Genomic DNA, 16,935 nt, shown 5'->3' on the forward strand with positions numbered 1-16,935 from the left:
GTGTCTTGGGTATCCGTAACGGTGGTGTCAGCCGGAGTAGCATCGATGTCCAGTTTTTCGTAGTTACCGCCCTGGGCATCGTCAATCTTGACACTCAGGTTGTCGCCGCCAGCAAGGGCGTCGTTCTGGGTAACGAAGTTCACCGAACCGGAGCTGGAGCCGACCGGGATGGTGATGCTTTGGCCGTTGCTCAACGTTACGACCAACGGAGCTCCGGTCACTGGTGCATTGACCGAAGCGGTGTAAACCACGGTGCCGCCTTCAGCCACGGAGGACGTTGCGGTCAGGCTGACAGTCGACGTGTCGATGGTGTCGGTGACATCAGTCACTGCCGGAGTGGTGCTCGGGACGAGGTTTTCGAAGTTACCGCCGGTGGCGTTGTCGATGCTGACTTCGACTTTTCCGGCGTCTTTGTAGGCGTCGTCAGTTGGCGCATCGACTGTCACCGTGCCAGTGGTTTGCCCAGCAGCGATGTTGATAACGGCGCCGTTGCTCAGGGTCACGGTGACTGGAGTGCCGGCGGCATTGGTCAATGTCGCGGTGTATACAATCGAACCGCCTTCGGCCACTTGGGTGGACGCCGACAGGCTCAAACCGGTGCTGTCCACCGAATCGGTAATCGTCGTCACAGCAGGCGTGGTGCTCGGCACCAGGTTTTCAAAGTTACCGCCGGTTGCGCCGGTAATGGTGGTGCTGACGGTGCTGCCGTTGTTGTAGACGTCGTTGGCCGGGGTATCGACGTTGACGGTGCCGGTGGTCTGGCCAGCGGCGATGGTGATGACCGAGCCATTGCTCAAGGTCACGGTGACCGGCGTTTGGGCCGGGCTGGTCAGGGTGGCGGTGTAGGTGATCTGGCCGCCTTCGGTGACGGTGTTGCTGGCGGTCAAGGTCAGGCCGGTGGCGTCCACCGAATCGGTGATCGTCGTCACGGCAGGCGTGGTGCTCGGCACCAGGTTTTCAAAGTTACCGCCGGTTGCGCCGGTAATGGTGGTGCTGACGGTGCTGCCGTTGTTATAGACGTCGTTGGCCGGGGTATCGACGTTGACGGTGCCGGTGGTCTGGCCAGCGGCGATGGTGATGACCGAGCCATTGCTCAAGGTCACGGTGACCGGCGTTTGGGCCGGGTTGGTCAGGGTGGCGGTGTAGGTGATCTGGCCGCCTTCGGTGACGGTGTTGCTGGCGGTCAAGGTCAGGCCGGTGGCGTCCACCGAATCGGTGATCGTCGTCACGGCAGGCGTGGTGCTCGGCACCAGGTTTTCAAAGTTGCCACCGGTTGCGCCGGTAATGGTGGTGCTGACGGTGCTGCCGTTGTTGTAGACGTCGTTGGCCGGGGTATCGACGTTGACGGTGCCGGTAGTTTGCCCAGCGGCGATGGTGATGACCGAGCCATTGCTCAAGGTCACGGTGACCGGCGTCTGGGCCGGGTTGGTCAGGGTGGCGGTGTAAGTGATCTGACCGCCTTCGGTGACGGTGTCGCTGGCGGTCAAGGTCAGGCCGGTGGCATCCACCGAATCGGTAATCGTCGTCACGGCAGGCGTGGTGCTCGGCACCAGGTTTTCAAAGTTGCCACCGGTTGCGCCGGTAATGGTGGTGCTGACGGTGCTGCCGTTGTTGTAGACGTCGTTGGCCGGGGTATCGACGTTGACGGTGCCGGTGGTCTGGCCAGCGGCGATGGTGATGACCGAGCCATTGCTCAAGGTCACGGTGACCGGCGTTTGGGCCGGGCTGGTCAGGGTGGCGGTGTAGGTGATCTGGCCGCCTTCGGTGACGGTGTTGCTGGCGGTCAAGGTCAGGCCGGTGGCGTCCACCGAATCGGTGATCGTCGTCACGGCAGGCGTGGTGCTCGGCACCAGGTTTTCAAAGTTGCCGCCCGTGGCGCCGGTGATGGTGGTGCTGACGGTGCTGCCGTTGTTGTAGACGTCGTTGGCCGGAGTATCGACGTTGACGGTGCCGGTGGTTTGCCCCGCGGCGATGGTGATGACCGAGCCATTGCTCAGGGTCACGGTCACTGGAGTCTGGGCCGGGTTGGTCAGGGTGGCGGTGTAAGTGATCTGACCGCCTTCGGTGACGGTGTCGCTGGCGGTCAAGGTCAGGCCGGTGGCATCCACCGAATCGGTAATCGTCGTCACAGCAGGCGTGGTGCTCGGCACCAGGTTTTCAAAGTTACCGCCGGTGGCGCCGGTAATGGTGGTGCTGACGGTGCTGCCGTTGTTGTAGACGTCGTTGGCCGGGGTATCGACGTTGACGGTGCCGGTGGTCTGGCCAGCGGCGATGGTGATGACCGAGCCATTGCTCAAGGTCACGGTGACCGGCGTTTGGGCCGGGTTGGTCAGGGTGGCGGTGTAGGTGATCTGGCCGCCTTCGGTGACGGTGTTGCTGGCGGTCAAGGTCAGGCCGGTGGCGTCCACCGAATCGGTGATCGTCGTCACGGCAGGCGTGGTGCTCGGCACCAGGTTTTCAAAGTTGCCGCCGGTTGCACCGGTAATGGTGGTGCTGACGGTGCTGCCGTTGTTGTAGACGTCGTTGGCCGGGGTGTCGACGTTGACGGTGCCGGTAGTTTGCCCAGCGGCGATGGTGATGACCGAGCCATTGCTCAAGGTCACGGTGACCGGTGTTTGGGCCGGGTTGGTCAGGGTGGCGGTGTAGGTGATCTGGCCGCCTTCGGTCACCGTGTTGCCTGCCGTCAGCGTGACGGTGGTGGTGTCAACGGTGTCGGTGATCTGGGTGACTGCCGGTGTGGTGGGCAAGGTCACGGCAATGCCGGTGCCGCCGGTAGTGCCGGTGACGGTGACGCTGATCTGGCTAGCGTCGTTATAGACGGTGTCGTTCGGCGCCAGGGGAACGTTGACGCTACCGGTCAGTTGCCCGGCGGGAATCACGATCACTGCGCCGTTGGACAAGGTCACGGTCAGGTTGGTCTGAGGCGCCTGGGTGACGGTCGCGGTGTAGACCAGCACGCCGCCGGCCTCGGTCAAGGTTGGGGTGGCGCTCAGAGTCAGCGTCGAATCAAGCACTGCGTTGGCAGTGGTATCGGCGTCGGTGTCGCCGCCGGTGATGTCGTCGTCAGCGGCCGCGGCTGCGCTCAAACCCTCAGTCGGGAACCCGATGGTCGGGTCGACGCTGCCAGCGGTGGCATCCAGCATCACAACGCTGTGGCCGCCCCCGGCGGCCCCGCCCGTACCTGCTGCAGTGGCGCCAGCGGCGGTGGCTTCAAGGGCGGTCGTCGGGTCGACCCCGGCGGCAATGGCCTGCTGCAGTTCTTCTACCGACGGCGCAGCCTGGGCAGTGGCCTGGGCGAGATCGGTGGAGGAGTCCGGGGCACTGGCGCTCCACTGGGTGTCGCGACCCAGGTCCAGCGTGCGCCCATCGGCCAGCTCCAATGTAACGGCGCCAGCAGCGCCGGTGTCCAATTGATCGCCTGTGGACAGGCGGTCACCTTCAATGAGCACACGCCGGATGCCTTCGGGGGATACGACGAAAACCTGACCAACAATGCTTTTGACGACGGCAATAACACTGCTCATTGAAGACTCTCCGGGTGCCACGTTCAGTAGACTTCCATGTACCGGACAGCCTGTGGCTGCGCCGGTCTGGACGCTCTTGCTTCGCTAAATAAGGTTGTTTTGACGCTTTGGCATGTCAATATTTTGGCTCTTTTTTATGGTTTATTTGTTTCTGCCAAACTATTGACCTTCTGCTGGCCATCCTAAACAATCGCTTCAGTAATGTCACATTGATATTTAAGCGGCGACCTGTTCTTTCGGTGCATGATTCACTGCCTGTTTCGAACTTTCCGACATACGGTCATCCCGGTTGCCATCATCCGATGCAGCGCCACCTTTCGCTGTGATTCAAGACAAGAGTTTCGGGAATAATCCAACCATGCGTTTGCACCTGTTCAAGGCTTTACCTTTCGCCCTCGCCGCCAGTTTCGTACAAGCACAAACCTTGCCGCAGGCTATGCAACAGGCGTTGGATGTCCATCCTGAGATTCAGGCCGGTGTGAACAGCCGACTGGCGGCGGACTACCAACTCAAGGCCGCTAAAGGCGGCTACCTGCCTAGAGTGGACCTTGCAGCGGGGTACGGTCGCGAAGGTACTGACAGTGTGACGACCCGCTCGGGCAGCAATAACCATTGGGAAACCTTGAACCGTAGCGAGTCCAGCCTGCGCCTGACGCAAATGGTTTTTGACGGTTTTGCGACGTCCAGCGAAGTAGGGCGTCAACAAGCCACCGTCAATGCCCGTGCCTACTCGTTGCTGGATGCCTCCGAGCGCACCGGCCTGACGGTGGCCCAGGTTTACCTGGATGTGCTGACCCGCCGCGAGTTCGTGCGCCTGGCCGAGGAAAACCTCAAGAGTCATGAGCGCATCTTCGATCAAATCAAGCTGCGCACCGACCGTGGCGTGGGCAGCGGCGCCGATCTGGATCAGGCCGAAGCGCGTATGGCCCAAGCCCGCAACAACCTGATCACCGAGCAGACCAACCTGGCCGACGCAGAGACCAACTACCTCAGCGCCGTGGGTCAAATGCCCGATCAACTGGAACGCCCCGCCGATTTTCTGGCACTGCTGCCGGCCAATCTGACGGAAGCTCGTGCCCAGATGCTGGAAAACAGCCCGGTGTTGCGTTCGGCCGAAGCAGACATCGCGGCTGCCGAGCAACAGTACGAAGCCGCCAAGTCGAGCTTCTACCCACGCTTCGACGCCGAGTTGGGCCGTACCGCCGACAACGATCTGGATGGTCAGAACGGTCACAACAACGAATGGCAAGCCATGCTGCGCATGCGTTTTAACCTGTACGCCGGTGGTAGCAACAAGGCGGATCTGGAATCCAAGTCGTATTTGTCGAACCAGGCCTTGGACATCCGCAACAATGCTCTGCGTCAACTGACTGAAGAGTTGGGCCTGGCCTGGAATGCCCTCAACAACGCCAATGCCCAAGTGCCCATTGCCCAGCAGTACGTCGATCACAGCGCCAACGTACGCACCGCCTACCAGCGGCAGTTCGGCCTCGGCGAGCGGACTCTGCTCGACTTGCTCGACAGCGAAAACGAGCTGTTCAGCGCCTCCCGCCGCCTGGCGGAGATCAAGAACGTGCAGTTGTTCAGCCAATATCGGATCAAGGCAACCATGGGTCAGTTGCTCAAAAGTCAGGGGGTTGTCGCGCCGTTGGCATCCGTTGTGCAGAATGACGTCAAGCCCAGGGTCCAGTTGCCTGGGATGAATTGAGTCATCCATCCCGTTTCGATCAGCAAAGAGTGCCCAGCGTGGAATCAGAAGTCAGTCGAGTCGAACTCATCCATGATCCGCGCACGCTGCACGACGACCCGCTGCTGGACGGCTTGCTGGCGCTTTGCATGCTCCATCAGAAGCCGGCCAGCGCGGCGATGCTCACCACGGGCCTGCCGTTGCCCAAGCAACGGCTGAGCGTCGAATTATTGTCGCGAGCGGCGGCGCGTGCCGGTTTGCAAGGCCGGGTGCTGCAACGCCGACTCGAGCAGATACCGACCATCGCCATGCCGGCCCTGCTGTTGCTCAAGGACGGTCGCAGCGCGGTGTTGCTCGGCTGGGTCGGCGATGACCAGGCGCGTCTGCTGCTCAGCGAAAGCGACGGCGGCGAAGTGACGGTCAGCCGTGAACTGCTGGCCGACGACTACAGCGGCAAAGTGTTCTTCGCCCAACCGCAACACAAATTCGACGTGAACCACGGCACGCTCATTCCCCGGGCGCGTTCGTGGTTTCGCGACACCCTCAAGCGGTCGCGCTGGCTGTACGCCGACGCCATCGCCGCCAGCTTGCTGATCAACATTATCGCCATGGCGGCGCCGCTGTTCGTGATGAACGTTTACGATCGCGTGGTGCCGAACCAGGCCGAGTCCACCCTGTGGGTGCTGGCGATCGGTATTACCGGTGCCTATGTGTTCGACCTGATCCTCAAGATGCTTCGCAGCCTATGCCTGGACCTGGCCGGCAAGAAAACCGACCTGATCATTTCGGCCACGCTGTTCGAACGCATCGTTGGCATGGCCATGAAGTATCGCCCGGCACGGGTGGGCAGCTTTGCCCAGAACATCCATGAATTCCAAAGCCTGCGGGACTTTCTCGCCTCGCTGACCCTTACCAGTCTGATCGATCTGCCGTTCACCTTGCTGATCTTCATGGTCATCGCGATCCTCGGTGGGCATCTGGTGTGGATTCCGGTGCTGGCCTTTCCGATTGCCCTGCTGATCGGCTACGCCTTGCAAAAGCCGCTGGTGGCGACCATGGAGCGGACCATGGCCCTGGGCGCCGAGCGTCAATCGAGCCTGATCGAAACCCTGGCCGGTCTGGATGCGGTGAAGGTCAACAACGCCGAGAGTGAGCGCCAGTATCAGTGGGAACAAACCATCGGCACGCTCAGCCGCCTTGAGCTGCGGGTGAAGATGCTGTCCGGCCTGGCGATGAACATCACCTTGCTGATCCAGCAGTTGGCCGGGGTGATCATGATTGTTTTCGGCGTCTATCAGATCATCGACGGCAACCTGAGCATGGGTGGGTTGATCGCCTGCTACATGCTCAGTGGTCGCGCCCTCAGCCCATTGGCGTCGCTGTCGGGTCTGTTGACTCGCTATCAGCAGGCGCGTGTGACCATGGTGTCGGTCGATCAGATGATGGAGCTGCCCCAGGAGCGCAATTTCGAAGAGCGTCCGTTGAGCCGTAAGGTCTTGCAGGGTGCCATTGAATGCCGTCAGTTGAATTTCACCTACCCGAACCAGCAGAACGCTGCGCTGAAGAACATCAACCTGGTGATCAAGCCAGGGGAAAAAATCGGCATAATTGGCCGTAGCGGCTCGGGCAAGAGCTCCCTGGCCAAGTTGCTGGTGGGGCTCTATCAGCCGGACGACGGAGCACTGCTGGTTGACGGTGTGGACATCCGCCAGATCGACGTCAGCGAGTTGCGCTACAACATCGGTTACGTGCCACAGGATATCCAGCTGCTGGCCGGCACCCTGCGGGACAACCTGACCTCCGGCGCCCGTTACGTCGAGGACGAACTGGTGCTCCAGGCCGCCGAACTGGCGGGGGTGCATGAGTTTGCGCGGCTGCATCCGCAAGGTTATGAACTGCAAGTGGGCGAGCGCGGGCAGAACCTCTCCGGCGGCCAGCGCCAGAACGTCGCCCTGGCCCGTGCGCTGCTGCTCAACCCGCCCATCCTGCTATTGGATGAACCCACCAGCGCCATGGACAACACCGGTGAGGAGCGCTTGAAGCAGCGCCTGGCCGCCGTGGTGGAAAACAAGACGGTGGTGCTGGTGACGCACCGGGCATCCTTGTTGTCGCTGGTGGACCGCCTGTTGGTGATCGACCGCGGGCAGATCCTGGCCGACGGCCCGAAAGCCGCGGTGATGGAAGCGTTGAAGAAGGGGCAGATCAGTGTTGCTTAAGTCGGGTTTGAAAAGTGCCGTGGGCCGTTATTTCAAGGGCTCGGACTCGCTGCATGGCCAGCCCCTGCCTGAGGTCAACAAAGCCCTGATCGAAGACGCCCCTCGGGTGGTGCGGCTGACGATCTGGGGGATCATCGGCTTCTTTGTCTTCCTGGTGCTGTGGGCCAACTTCGCGCAGGTCGACGAAGTGACCAAGGGCGACGGCAAGGCGATTCCGTCGTCCAAGATCCAGAAAATCCAGAACCTGGAAGGCGGGATCGTTGCCGAGCTGTTTGTCAGTGAAGGGCAGATCGTCGAGGCCGGCGCGCCGTTGATTCGCCTGGATGACACGCGGTTTGTCTCCAATGTGGGGGAAACAGAGGCGGATCGTTTGTCCATGTTATTGCGGGTCGAACGTTTGAGTGCCGAGGTCGATGACCGGCCGCTGAACTTCCCTGAAGATGTGCTCAAGGCTGTACCGCGCCAGGCCGCCAGCGAGGAGTCGCTGTACATCAGCCGCCGCCAACAGCTGCACGATGAAATCGGCGGGTTGCAGGAACAGTTGATTCAGCGTCAGCAGGAGTTGCGCGAGTTTGTTTCCAAGCAGTCGCAGTATCGCTCGGCCCTTTCACTGCAGCGCCAGGAGATCAACATGTCCGAGCCGTTGGTCGCCCAGGGAGCGGTGTCGCCGGTGGAAGTGCTGCGGCTCAAGCGGGCTGAAGTTGAAACCCGTGGGCAGCTGGACGCCACGACTCTGGCGATTCCCCGCGCTGAATCGGCGATCAAGGAAGTGCAGCGCAAGATCGATGAGACGCGCGGCAAGTTCCGCAGCGAAGCCCTGACCCAACTCAATGAGGCGCGTACCGACCTGAACAAGGCTCAGGCCACCGGCAAGGCGTTGGAGGATCGGGTAAGCCGTACGCTGGTTACCTCGCCGGTGCGGGGTATCGTCAACAAGTTGCTGGTGAACACCATCGGCGGGGTCATCCAGCCCGGCAGTGACCTGGTGGAAATCGTGCCACTGGATGACACCCTTCTGGTGGAAGCGAAAATCCGTCCCCAGGACATCGCTTTCCTGCATCCCGGCCAGGATGCCACGGTGAAATTCACCGCGTACGACTACACCATTTACGGTGGATTGAAAGCCAAGCTGGAACAGATCGGTGCCGATACCATCACCGACGAAGACAAGAAAACCACCTATTACATCATCAAGCTGCGCACCGAGCGCAGTCACCTGGGCACCGCTGAAAAGCCCCTGTTGATCATTCCGGGCATGGTGGCCTCAGTGGACATCATCACCGGCAAGAAAACCGTGCTCAGCTACCTGCTCAAACCCATCATCAAGGCCCGGGCCGAGGCGTTGCACGAGCGGTAATTGAACCCGTCCTGTCACGAGCTTGCTTGCGATGGCCGGCTTTTTTCAAGGTGGTGTCCATATCACCAGTAAGCCGGCTTGATGGCAGGGGCCTTGTGAGTGGGCACTCGGTCAGGGAACTGGTGGGACTGGAGCTCGTCGCAGGTGACAACGCGACGCATCCAGTGGGCGTGCTCTTTTAAAGAACCGGGAGCCAGGCGTTTGGATCCGGTTCGGTAGGGGAGTACGACACCGATTTTCAGGTAAGGGAAGTCCTCGCGAATCGCTCTTAATGCGGGAGCCATATCCGTGTCGCCAGAGACTAGCACCAGTTGGTCGATACGTTTTTCCCACGGCAGTGTTTCCTGCCTTGAAGCCATGCGATACATGCTGATCGCAATGTGGACATCCGTTTCCTTTTCTTCCAGCTTCCAGATAGCAACCGTGTCCTGACGTGAGGCGCCGATTTTTCTGCTGACGTAGCGGGGGGCGTTGGCACGTTCGAGCTGATGGCGTCCGTAGTGAACGGTGACTTTGCTGGCCTTCAGTGCGCGGACGTATGAGTCTTGAGCCTCTTTGGAAATGATCCCTCGCGTTGCCAGTTCCGGTTTGACGGAGGACGTGAAGTAATCAACGGAGGCGAGCGAGCTCCGGGGATTCTCGACGCGAGCGATGTGCGCCAATAGTTGCGCCAGATTCAACCATTTGTGTGGTGTGCCGGCGAGCAATCCATAAAAAACGTTATAGCCGTCAACGAAAAAAGCGGTACGCACAAACTCAATCCCCATAAACGAAAAAACCGGCCGAAGCCGGTGTTTTCACCCCAACGGCCAGAGAATCTAATCTCTGCGTACGGGGTTGAGCAGTGAGCAAATCCTAAGCCCGGGGTGATTCTAAGTCAATCATGGGTGAACAAGCTCCTGCACCGGCAGGATGAGTTTTGTATGCCTCTACAGCGAAGGGTCAATACGTTTTTAGCCCGGTTTGTCATCGAGTATTACAGCTGAGGCCGAAATGAAAGCCGGTTGCTAGATGAGACGAATAATCCATCGCTTACTGCCTATTTGAGCGAGCGGGTACTCCTAGGCCCTTGTAGGATTTAATACCGAGATACCTAAGTAAAAAATCAGGGCTTTTTAACCGTCTTCCTGTCTTTTTGAAACAACAGATTTCCACCCCGTCACGGCTATTCCCTTGACGCCCCCCACCGCTGTCGTAGACTCCGCCCATCCGTCAGGGAGTAGCGGTTATGCGGCGTTCAGCGAGTTGGGTTTTGGGGTTGGTCTTTGTAACGTGCTGGGTGCAGGCGCAGACGTCTGTTTCCGATGATCCGCTGCTCGAGAGCGGCGTCAGGGCCAGCGCGCCGAGCGGCAATGAGGCGCGCGGGGTGCTTCGGGCGCGGGATCAGGCGGTGCTTGCCAGTGAGTTGGCCGGGCGAATTGTCGAGCTGCCATTCAGTGAGGGGGAGTCTTTCAAGAAGGGCGATACCCTGGCGCGTTTCGACTGTTCGGCGTACCAGGCTCAGCTCAATGCGGCCCGGGCGGCGAGCCGGGGTGCCAGTGAAGAGCTGGCCCATAACAAGCAACTGGCAGCGTTGAAGTCGGTCGGGCGTTTCGAAGTGGCGCGCGCTGAGGCCAGGCTCAGCGAAGCGCAGGCGCAGTCCCAGGTTTATCAGGTCCAGGTCAAGCGCTGCAGCGTGATCGCGCCGTTCGATGGACAAGTGGTGGCGCGCAAGGTCCAGCGCTATGAAAGCGTGGCTGCCGGCGCGCCGTTGCTGGACGTGGTCGATAACCGCACCCTGGAAATCCACCTGTTGGTGCCTTCGCGTTGGATGGGCAGGCTCAAGCCGGGCCAGTCCTTCACCTTTGTCCCCGATGAAACCGACCAGCCCCTGCAAGCGACGGTCAAACGCCTGGGCGCGCGTATCGATGAGGGCAGCCAGACCTTGCTGCTGGTGGCGACGCTGCCCGACGCCAAGGGTCTGTTGTCCGGCATGAGCGGTACGGCGCGTTTCGCGGAGTTCAAGTGAACGCGCCGATCACGGGGAGCGCCGAGCAGGTATTTGCCCGTTTCCTCGACCTGGAACGCCAGACGCGGGCCGCGCGTACCCCGGTGCAACTGAGCTACAGCCTGGTCAATGATGGTCAGGCCCTGTTCGGGTTTCGCCATGCCGCGCTGTTGATCGCTGGCAAGGTCCAGGCGGTGACCGGTGTCAGTGCGGTGGACCCGAACGCACCGTTTGTGGCGTTTGTCGAACAGGCGGTGGCGCAGTTGTTCAAAAAAGGCTTGCTGAACCAGGCCCGGGTGATTGCCGCTGATGGGGTGAGCGAGTCCATTCAGGCGGACTGGCGAAGTCTGTCGGCGGGGCAGGTGTTCTGGCTGCCGCTGATCGATCATCAGGGGCAGGTGTTCGGCGGTTTGTGGCTGGCCCGTGACCTGCCATGGTCTCCGTCCGAGCAAGTGCTGCTGTCGCAACTGGGCGACACTTACAGTCACGCCTGGCTGGCGCTGCAACCGCGCAAACCGTGGCGCTTGCGCTGGACCCGCAAGCGTCAGGTCGCCTTGGTGGCGGTGCTGCTGCTGGGCTTGCTGGTGCCTGTCCGTCAGTCGGTATTGGCCCCGGCCGAAGTGGTGCCGCTGGGCGGGCAGGTGGTGGCGGCGCCGCTGGACGGCGTGATCGCCGAATTCCTGGTCAAACCCAACCAGAGCGTCAAGAGCGGTGACTTGCTGTTGCGCTTCGAAAGCACCAGTCTCAAGGCCCAGGCCGATGTGGCCGAGCGCGTGTTGGGCGTGGCCGAGGCGGAGCTCAAGGCCAACTCTCAACGCTCGTTTGCCGATGCCGAGTCGAGCTCGAAGATTGATCTGTTGGCCGCTCGCGTCGAGCAGAAACGCGCCGAACGCGACTATGCAATCGAGTTGCTCAAGCGCAGTGAAGTGCGCGCCGAACGGGACGGTATTGCGGTATTTGCCGATGCAGAACGTTGGCTCGGCAAGCCGGTGCAGACGGGCGAACGCTTGATGGAAATCGCGGATCCGAATCAGGCCGAATTGCGTATTGAGCTGGCGGTGGGCGACGCGATTGACCTGGCCCCCGGTGCCCAGGTGGCGTTGTTCCTTGACAGTGATCCGTTGCAGCGACACCTGGCCAGGCTCGAACGTTCGGCCTACGAGGCGCAACCCACTGCTGCCGGGCAACTGGCGTATCGCCTGGACGCGCGTTTCGATGACGTGGCGCCGCGCATCGGCCTGCGGGGCACGGCGAAAATTTTCGGCGATCGCGCCCCGCTGGCGCTGTACCTGCTGCGTCGCCCCCTGGCCGGCTTGCGCCAGAGCGTGGGTCTGTAGCATGGAACTGCCGAGCCTGCGGCCAGACCTGCAATTGTCCCCGGCGGCCCCGGACCCGGACGGCTCCCCTCAATGGACCCTGGCCGATCCGGTACGCGGGCGTTATTTCAAGCTGGGTGCGGCGGCGATGCGCATGCTGCGGCACTGGTCCCTGGGTGACCCTCAGCAGGTGTTGCAGGCCGCGAACCGTGAGCCGGGCCTACCGCTCAATGGTGAGTCGCTGGAGCAGTTACTGGGTTTTTTGCGGGGGCACGATCTGATCAGTGCAATGGACCCGCAACAGCGCGACAGCTATCAGTTCAAGACGGCCGCCCAGCGCCAGGGCCTGTGGCAAATCCTGCTGCATCAGTATCTGTTTTTTCGCATTCCGTTGTGGCGCCCGGACGCTTTTCTCAACCGCGCCTGGCCGTTTCTTGCGCGGTTCGGGCCCGCCATCCTGCGTTATGGCATGCCGCTGACCCTGGGTGTGGGTATTTTTCTGGTGTCGCGGGACTGGCAGCGCTTCGTGGCGACTTTTCCGCACCTGTTCAGCCTGGGTGGCGCGCTGGCGTTCGGGGTGGCGTTGTTTTTCGCCAAGTTGTGCCATGAGTTCGGTCATGCCTTCATGGCCAAGCGCGCCGGTTGCCGGGTGCAAAGCATGGGCGTGGCATTCATGGTGCTGTTGCCGATGTTTTATACCGATGTCAGCGATGCCTGGCGGGTCAATGATCGTCGTGCCCGGCTGCTGATCGGCGCCGGCGGTGTACTGGCCGAATTGCTGCTGGCGTGCATCGCTTTGCTGGCCTGGTCACTATTGCCCGACGGTCCGGCCCGCACGGCGGCGTTCATGTTGGCCAGCGCCACCTGGATCACCACGTTGATCATCAACCTGAACCCCTTCATGCGCTTCGACGGTTATTTTCTGCTCAGTGATTTCTGGGCCGTGGATAACCTTCAGGGGCGAGCGTTTGCGTTGTGTCGCTGGCGTCTGCGTGAGGCCTTGTTCGGCTATGGCGCGGCGGCTCCGGAACCCTGGACGCCGAAAATGCGCCGCCGCTTGCTGGTATGGGGGTACGGCGCATGGCTGTGGCGCGCGGCGTTGTTTCTCGGTATTGCCCTGGCGGTCTATCACTTGTTCTTCAAGGTGCTGGGCATTTTCCTGATGTTGGTGGAATTGGTGTGGTTCATTTTTATGCCCATCGTGAACGAATGGCGGCAGTGGTGGAGCCGGCGCGAGCAGGCCCATGCTCCGCGAGTGCTGCTCAGCGGCCTGGTGTTGCTGGCGTTGGCGTTGGTGCTGGTGTTGCCCTGGCGCAGCGCCGTCGAGGTGCCAGTCATGCTGGAGGCCGGTCGCGCCAGTGCCTTGCATGCACCGGTGGCGGCGCGGATCAAACAGGTGAATGTGCACGACGGCCAGACCGTGGCTCAGGGCGATGTGTTGATCGAGCTGGAGTCGCCGGACATGACCTCGCGCCTGGCGATTGTGCGTCGGGAAATAGAGATCCAGCAGCTGCAGATGCGTCGTCAGGCCGGGCGCAGCGAAACTGCCGCCGATGCCGGTATCGTCGAACAGCAACTGGCCGAGGCGGTGGCTGAATACCGCGGTCTGGCCGCCCAGCGAGAGCGTCTGCTGTTGCGTGCGCCCCATGCCGGACAGGTGCGTGATCTGTTGCCGCAGTTGTCGGTGGGGCGCTGGTTGTCGCCCACACAGCCGTTGGCGCGGGTGGTACAGACCGACTCCCGGTTACGCGGCTACCTGACCGAAGCCGAGCTTTGGCGGGTCGAGCCCGGGGCCACGGGGCGGTTCATCGCGGATGATCCGATGCACGCCTCGATTGCCGTGCAATTGAATGAGATCGATACCAATGGCGTGGCCTGGGTCGAGCAACAGGCGTTGACGTCCGATCACCACGGGCCGATTGCGGTACGTCGTGACTCGCAACAGCGCGCCGAGCCGGTGCAGGCGCAATATGGCGTGCGTTTGAGTGCTGTTGACGACACGCCTGCTCCGGCGCAACCGCTGCGAGGCGTCGTAGTGTTGCAAGGGCAGGGTGAATCGGTGCTGGGAGCGGCCTGGCGCCGGTTGGCGGCATTGGGTGTACGGGAAAGCGGGTTTTAAGGAGCAGGCATGGAGTCAGTCGCAGCAGAGGGTCTGGTGGTGCGTCCGTCGCGGACCCATGATGGCCCGTTTTTGCAGAGTCTTTATCAGACGGCGCGAGCGGATCTGCAATGGATCGACGGCGAGCCGGAGCAGGTGCAGCAGGTGATCGCGCAGCAGTTCCAGGTGCAGGAGCAAGGCATGGGAGAGCACTTTCCCAATGCCATGCATTACGTCGTGGAAAAGCTCGGCACCGCTATCGGTGCGTTGAGCGCTGATTTTGGCCCCAATGAGATCCGCGTGCTGTACCTGGCCTTCATCCCCCAGGCCCGTGGGCAAGGTTATGGCCGGGCAGTGCTGCAAGGGGTGCAAAAAGCCGCGCAACACATCCGCTGTCCGGTGGCGACCGTCGTCTGGGCCAGCAACCCCCACGCCCGCCAGCACTACCTGGCACTGGGGTTCGAAGTGCAAGAGCGCAACCCGGCCGCAGAACGGTTGGTTTGGTATCCGAAAGGAAGCTGAGCAATTCTTGCTGGTGCTATGAACCCTTGTGGGAGCGGGCTTGCTCGCGAAGGCGGCAAATCAGTAACAAATCAGCCAACTGACACACCGCCTTCGCGAGCAAGCCCGCCCCCACGATAGACCTCTACGAACACGGGCTTGTACTCGCTGCTCTGCCGCTAGTTAAACGCGATATAGAAATACCCCACCGTCGGATCGCGCCCCATGGGCGGGATTCGGGACACAAACACCCCTTCGAGCCTTCCCAGCTCTGGCACCTCCAGCCCACAGAGCCCGTCCACGAAGTCGGTGCTCTGCAGGCTGTTGAATTCCACGCTGAACGGCATGCGCTCGGCGCTCGGCATCTTCGCCCGAGGTGCTTGCTCGAGGGTTTCGAACCTTACGGGCAGGGTACTTCCGTCGGGTAGGGTCAAGCTGCTGGTCTGGCCCAGCAGCGCTTGGAAATGGTGGCTATGAACCTGTAGCAGCATATCGACACTCCAGCAGGCCGGAGGGCCGCAGCCCTCCGGCAGGCCATCAGTTACGGGATGGGAAGATGCCTTGCAGGGCGATGCTGAAGTTGATTGCCAGGAACGGGTTCATGACGGTCATTGGCAAGCCGTTGCCCGTGGGGGAAACGGTGCCGCTGACGGTGGTGGTCACCCCCTGCAGCGACACGGGTGAGGCGCCAACCTGGTCTGAATAGATAGCGGCCGAGCCCGGCCCGGTACCCGAGGTGCCAATGAACGAGTTGGTTGCCGTTGGCGTATTCACCGGATTGCTGGCTGGATTCGCCAGTTGCAGGGTCGTCGCGGCGACCAGACCCGCGAGCGTATGAGTGTGGTTAGGCAGGTTGTTCAGGGTCGCGGTGACGTTTTCGGTGCCGGAGATTTCGCCGATGACACGCGGCGTCAGACCTGGACCGGTCCCTTGGCCCAAAGGCAGGCGACCTTGCAGGTTGGGCAGCATAAAGGTGGTCTGCCCGTTGCCTCCGTATGTCACGCCGATCAGGGCAAACAAGGTCTGATATTGAGAAAGGGCCAGTGTCTGCCCGTTGCACAGTGCCCAATCTCTGGGCGCGAAGTTAAAGGCGAACGACTGGATAGTGCCGATGAATACTTCCATAGAATCCTCATCCATCAGGTTATTGGTAGGGCGGCTGGTCACGCACGGCTGAGCGTAGACGCGGTTTTTTCATCCTGCCGGGAGAAAAGCACGGAAAAACCCTGCCGTTTGGCTTAATCGATTCAGGTCAAGAAAGCCCCATTACCGTCCATCTTTTTTACAGCTCAGCGCTTAGCTGATGTCAAAGTAATACTAGGCGGATAGTATTTCATCGGCTACGCTTCGCGATACAAAAGGACTACAAACAAGGTGAAGGGATTGTCGCAGTTTCACTTTATTTCCGGTTTGCCGCGCTCGGGCTCGACCCTGCTCTCTGCCATTTTGCTGCAGAACCCGCGCTTTCATGCTGGCATGACCAGTCCCGTCGGATCGCTGTTTAGCAGTGTTCTGCAGCAATGCAGCGCCGGCAGCGAGTTTGGTTCGGTGATTGACACCGACCTGCGCCGCCGCCTGTTGCGCGGGCTGTTCGACTCCTACTACGCCGACAAGGCCGACAAACCTGTCATCTTCGATACAAATCGCCAGTGGTGCGCCCGGTTGCCTGCGCTGCAGGACCTGTTCCCCCAAGCCAAGATCATCGCCTGCGTGCGCAACGTCGCCTGGGTGCTCGACAGCCTGGAGCGGCTCTACCGTGCCAACCCGTTCGAGAACACCAAGCTGTTCAATGACGATGATGAGCGCAACACCGTCTACAGCCGCTGCGAAACCCTGGCCCAGCGCAACCGCCTGGTGGGATTTGCCTGGACGGCGCTCAAAGAGGCGTATTACGGCGAGAACGCCGAGTCCATGTTGATCGTCGACTATGATCTGTTGAGCCAGGCCCCGGAGCGGGTGATGCGGCTGGTGTATGAATTTATCGGCGAGCCGTGGTTCGAGCACGATTTCAATCACTTGACCTACGACGCACCGGCCTTCGACCAGGCGCTGGGCGTTGCCGGCCTGCACAAGGTCAAGCCCAAGGTCGCGCTGCAAGCCCGGCGTACCTTGCTGCCGCCGGATCTGTTTGAGAAGTATGCCGAGTTGTCGTTCTGGCGCGATGGGTCCTCCAGCGCTGCCAATGTCATTCGTATGAAAACCGACGCCGCAGTCAGCTGACTCGCGGTTTTTTTTCATTTGCGTGTTTA

12 protein-coding genes are annotated in these 16,935 nt (G+C 61.2%); 8 read left to right on the plus strand and 4 right to left on the minus strand.

Annotated features, from left to right (window positions below; all coding sequences use genetic code 11):
• On the minus strand, nt 1–3,524 hold a 3,524-nt coding region (locus AAIS01_RS25355; RefSeq protein WP_343471214.1), incomplete at its 3' end, for a beta strand repeat-containing protein.
• Nucleotides 3,525–3,882: 358 nt separating this feature from the next.
• On the opposite strand from AAIS01_RS25355, the gene AAIS01_RS25360 reads away from it, so the two are divergent.
• Genes AAIS01_RS25360 through AAIS01_RS25370 form a run of 3 tightly spaced genes read left to right on the plus strand, consistent with a single transcriptional unit; the run spans nt 3,883 to nt 8,784 of the window.
• A complete protein-coding gene (locus AAIS01_RS25360; protein ID WP_343471215.1) occupies nt 3,883–5,232 on the plus strand; it encodes a TolC family outer membrane protein in 1,350 nt (449 codons plus the stop codon).
• A gap of 38 nt (nt 5,233–5,270) precedes the next feature.
• Nucleotides 5,271–7,427 carry a type I secretion system permease/ATPase gene (locus AAIS01_RS25365; protein WP_343471216.1) on the plus strand — a complete coding sequence of 719 codons (2,157 nt, stop codon included), beginning with the start codon at nt 5,271–5,273 and terminating at the stop codon, nt 7,425–7,427.
• The gene (locus AAIS01_RS25370) at nt 7,417–8,784 is read left to right on the plus strand and encodes an HlyD family type I secretion periplasmic adaptor subunit (RefSeq protein WP_343471217.1); all 1,368 of its coding nucleotides are present in this window, start codon (nt 7,417–7,419) and stop codon (nt 8,782–8,784) included. Before AAIS01_RS25365 ends, AAIS01_RS25370 begins: the two co-directional genes overlap by 11 nt.
• A gap of 62 nt (nt 8,785–8,846) precedes the next feature.
• Here the strand turns inward: AAIS01_RS25370 and AAIS01_RS25375 are convergent, their stop codons facing one another.
• Entirely contained in the window at nt 8,847–9,536 is a 690-nt protein-coding gene (locus tag AAIS01_RS25375; protein WP_343471218.1) for an NYN domain-containing protein, read from the minus strand.
• Between the two features lie 476 nt (nt 9,537–10,012).
• Here AAIS01_RS25375 and AAIS01_RS25380 point away from each other — a divergent pair, with 476 nt between their 5' ends.
• The 4 genes from AAIS01_RS25380 to AAIS01_RS25395 are packed head-to-tail and all read left to right on the plus strand — an operon-like array spanning nt 10,013 to nt 14,707.
• Nucleotides 10,013–10,792 carry an efflux RND transporter periplasmic adaptor subunit gene (locus tag AAIS01_RS25380; RefSeq protein WP_343471219.1) on the plus strand — a complete coding sequence of 260 codons (780 nt, stop codon included), beginning with the start codon at nt 10,013–10,015 and terminating at the stop codon, nt 10,790–10,792.
• Nucleotides 10,789–12,108 (plus strand): efflux RND transporter periplasmic adaptor subunit, encoded by a 1,320-nt coding sequence (locus tag AAIS01_RS25385; protein WP_343471220.1) that lies wholly within the window; start codon nt 10,789–10,791, stop codon nt 12,106–12,108. The genes AAIS01_RS25380 and AAIS01_RS25385 overlap by 4 nt, the downstream gene beginning before the upstream one ends.
• Nucleotide 12,109: 1 nt before the next feature.
• The gene (locus AAIS01_RS25390; protein ID WP_343471221.1) at nt 12,110–14,206 is read left to right on the plus strand and encodes a site-2 protease family protein; all 2,097 of its coding nucleotides are present in this window, start codon (nt 12,110–12,112) and stop codon (nt 14,204–14,206) included.
• A 9-nt stretch (nt 14,207–14,215) separates the two neighbouring features.
• Nucleotides 14,216–14,707 carry a GNAT family N-acetyltransferase gene (locus tag AAIS01_RS25395; protein ID WP_343471222.1) on the plus strand — a complete coding sequence of 164 codons (492 nt, stop codon included), beginning with the start codon at nt 14,216–14,218 and terminating at the stop codon, nt 14,705–14,707.
• 158 nt (nt 14,708–14,865) lie between these two features.
• Here AAIS01_RS25395 and AAIS01_RS25400 read toward each other — a convergent pair whose 3' ends face one another.
• Both AAIS01_RS25400 and AAIS01_RS25405 read right to left on the minus strand, forming a co-directional pair.
• Nucleotides 14,866–15,177: a DUF6916 family protein gene (locus AAIS01_RS25400; RefSeq protein WP_343471223.1), complete on the minus strand. Its 312-nt coding sequence runs from the start codon at nt 15,175–15,177 to the stop codon at nt 14,866–14,868.
• Between the two features lie 46 nt (nt 15,178–15,223).
• Nucleotides 15,224–15,811, minus strand: coding sequence for a phage tail protein (locus AAIS01_RS25405; protein ID WP_343471224.1), 588 nt, complete (start codon nt 15,809–15,811; stop codon nt 15,224–15,226).
• 249 nt (nt 15,812–16,060) lie between these two features.
• On the opposite strand from AAIS01_RS25405, the gene AAIS01_RS25410 reads away from it, so the two are divergent.
• Complete coding sequence (locus AAIS01_RS25410; protein WP_343471225.1) at nt 16,061–16,906, plus strand: sulfotransferase family protein; 846 nt, start codon at nt 16,061–16,063, stop codon at nt 16,904–16,906.
• The last annotated feature ends 29 nt before the right edge of the window (nt 16,907–16,935 follow it).

Source organism: Pseudomonas halotolerans (genome assembly GCF_039581215.1).
Taxonomy (GTDB): Bacteria; Pseudomonadota; Gammaproteobacteria; order Pseudomonadales; family Pseudomonadaceae; genus Aquipseudomonas; species Aquipseudomonas tehranensis.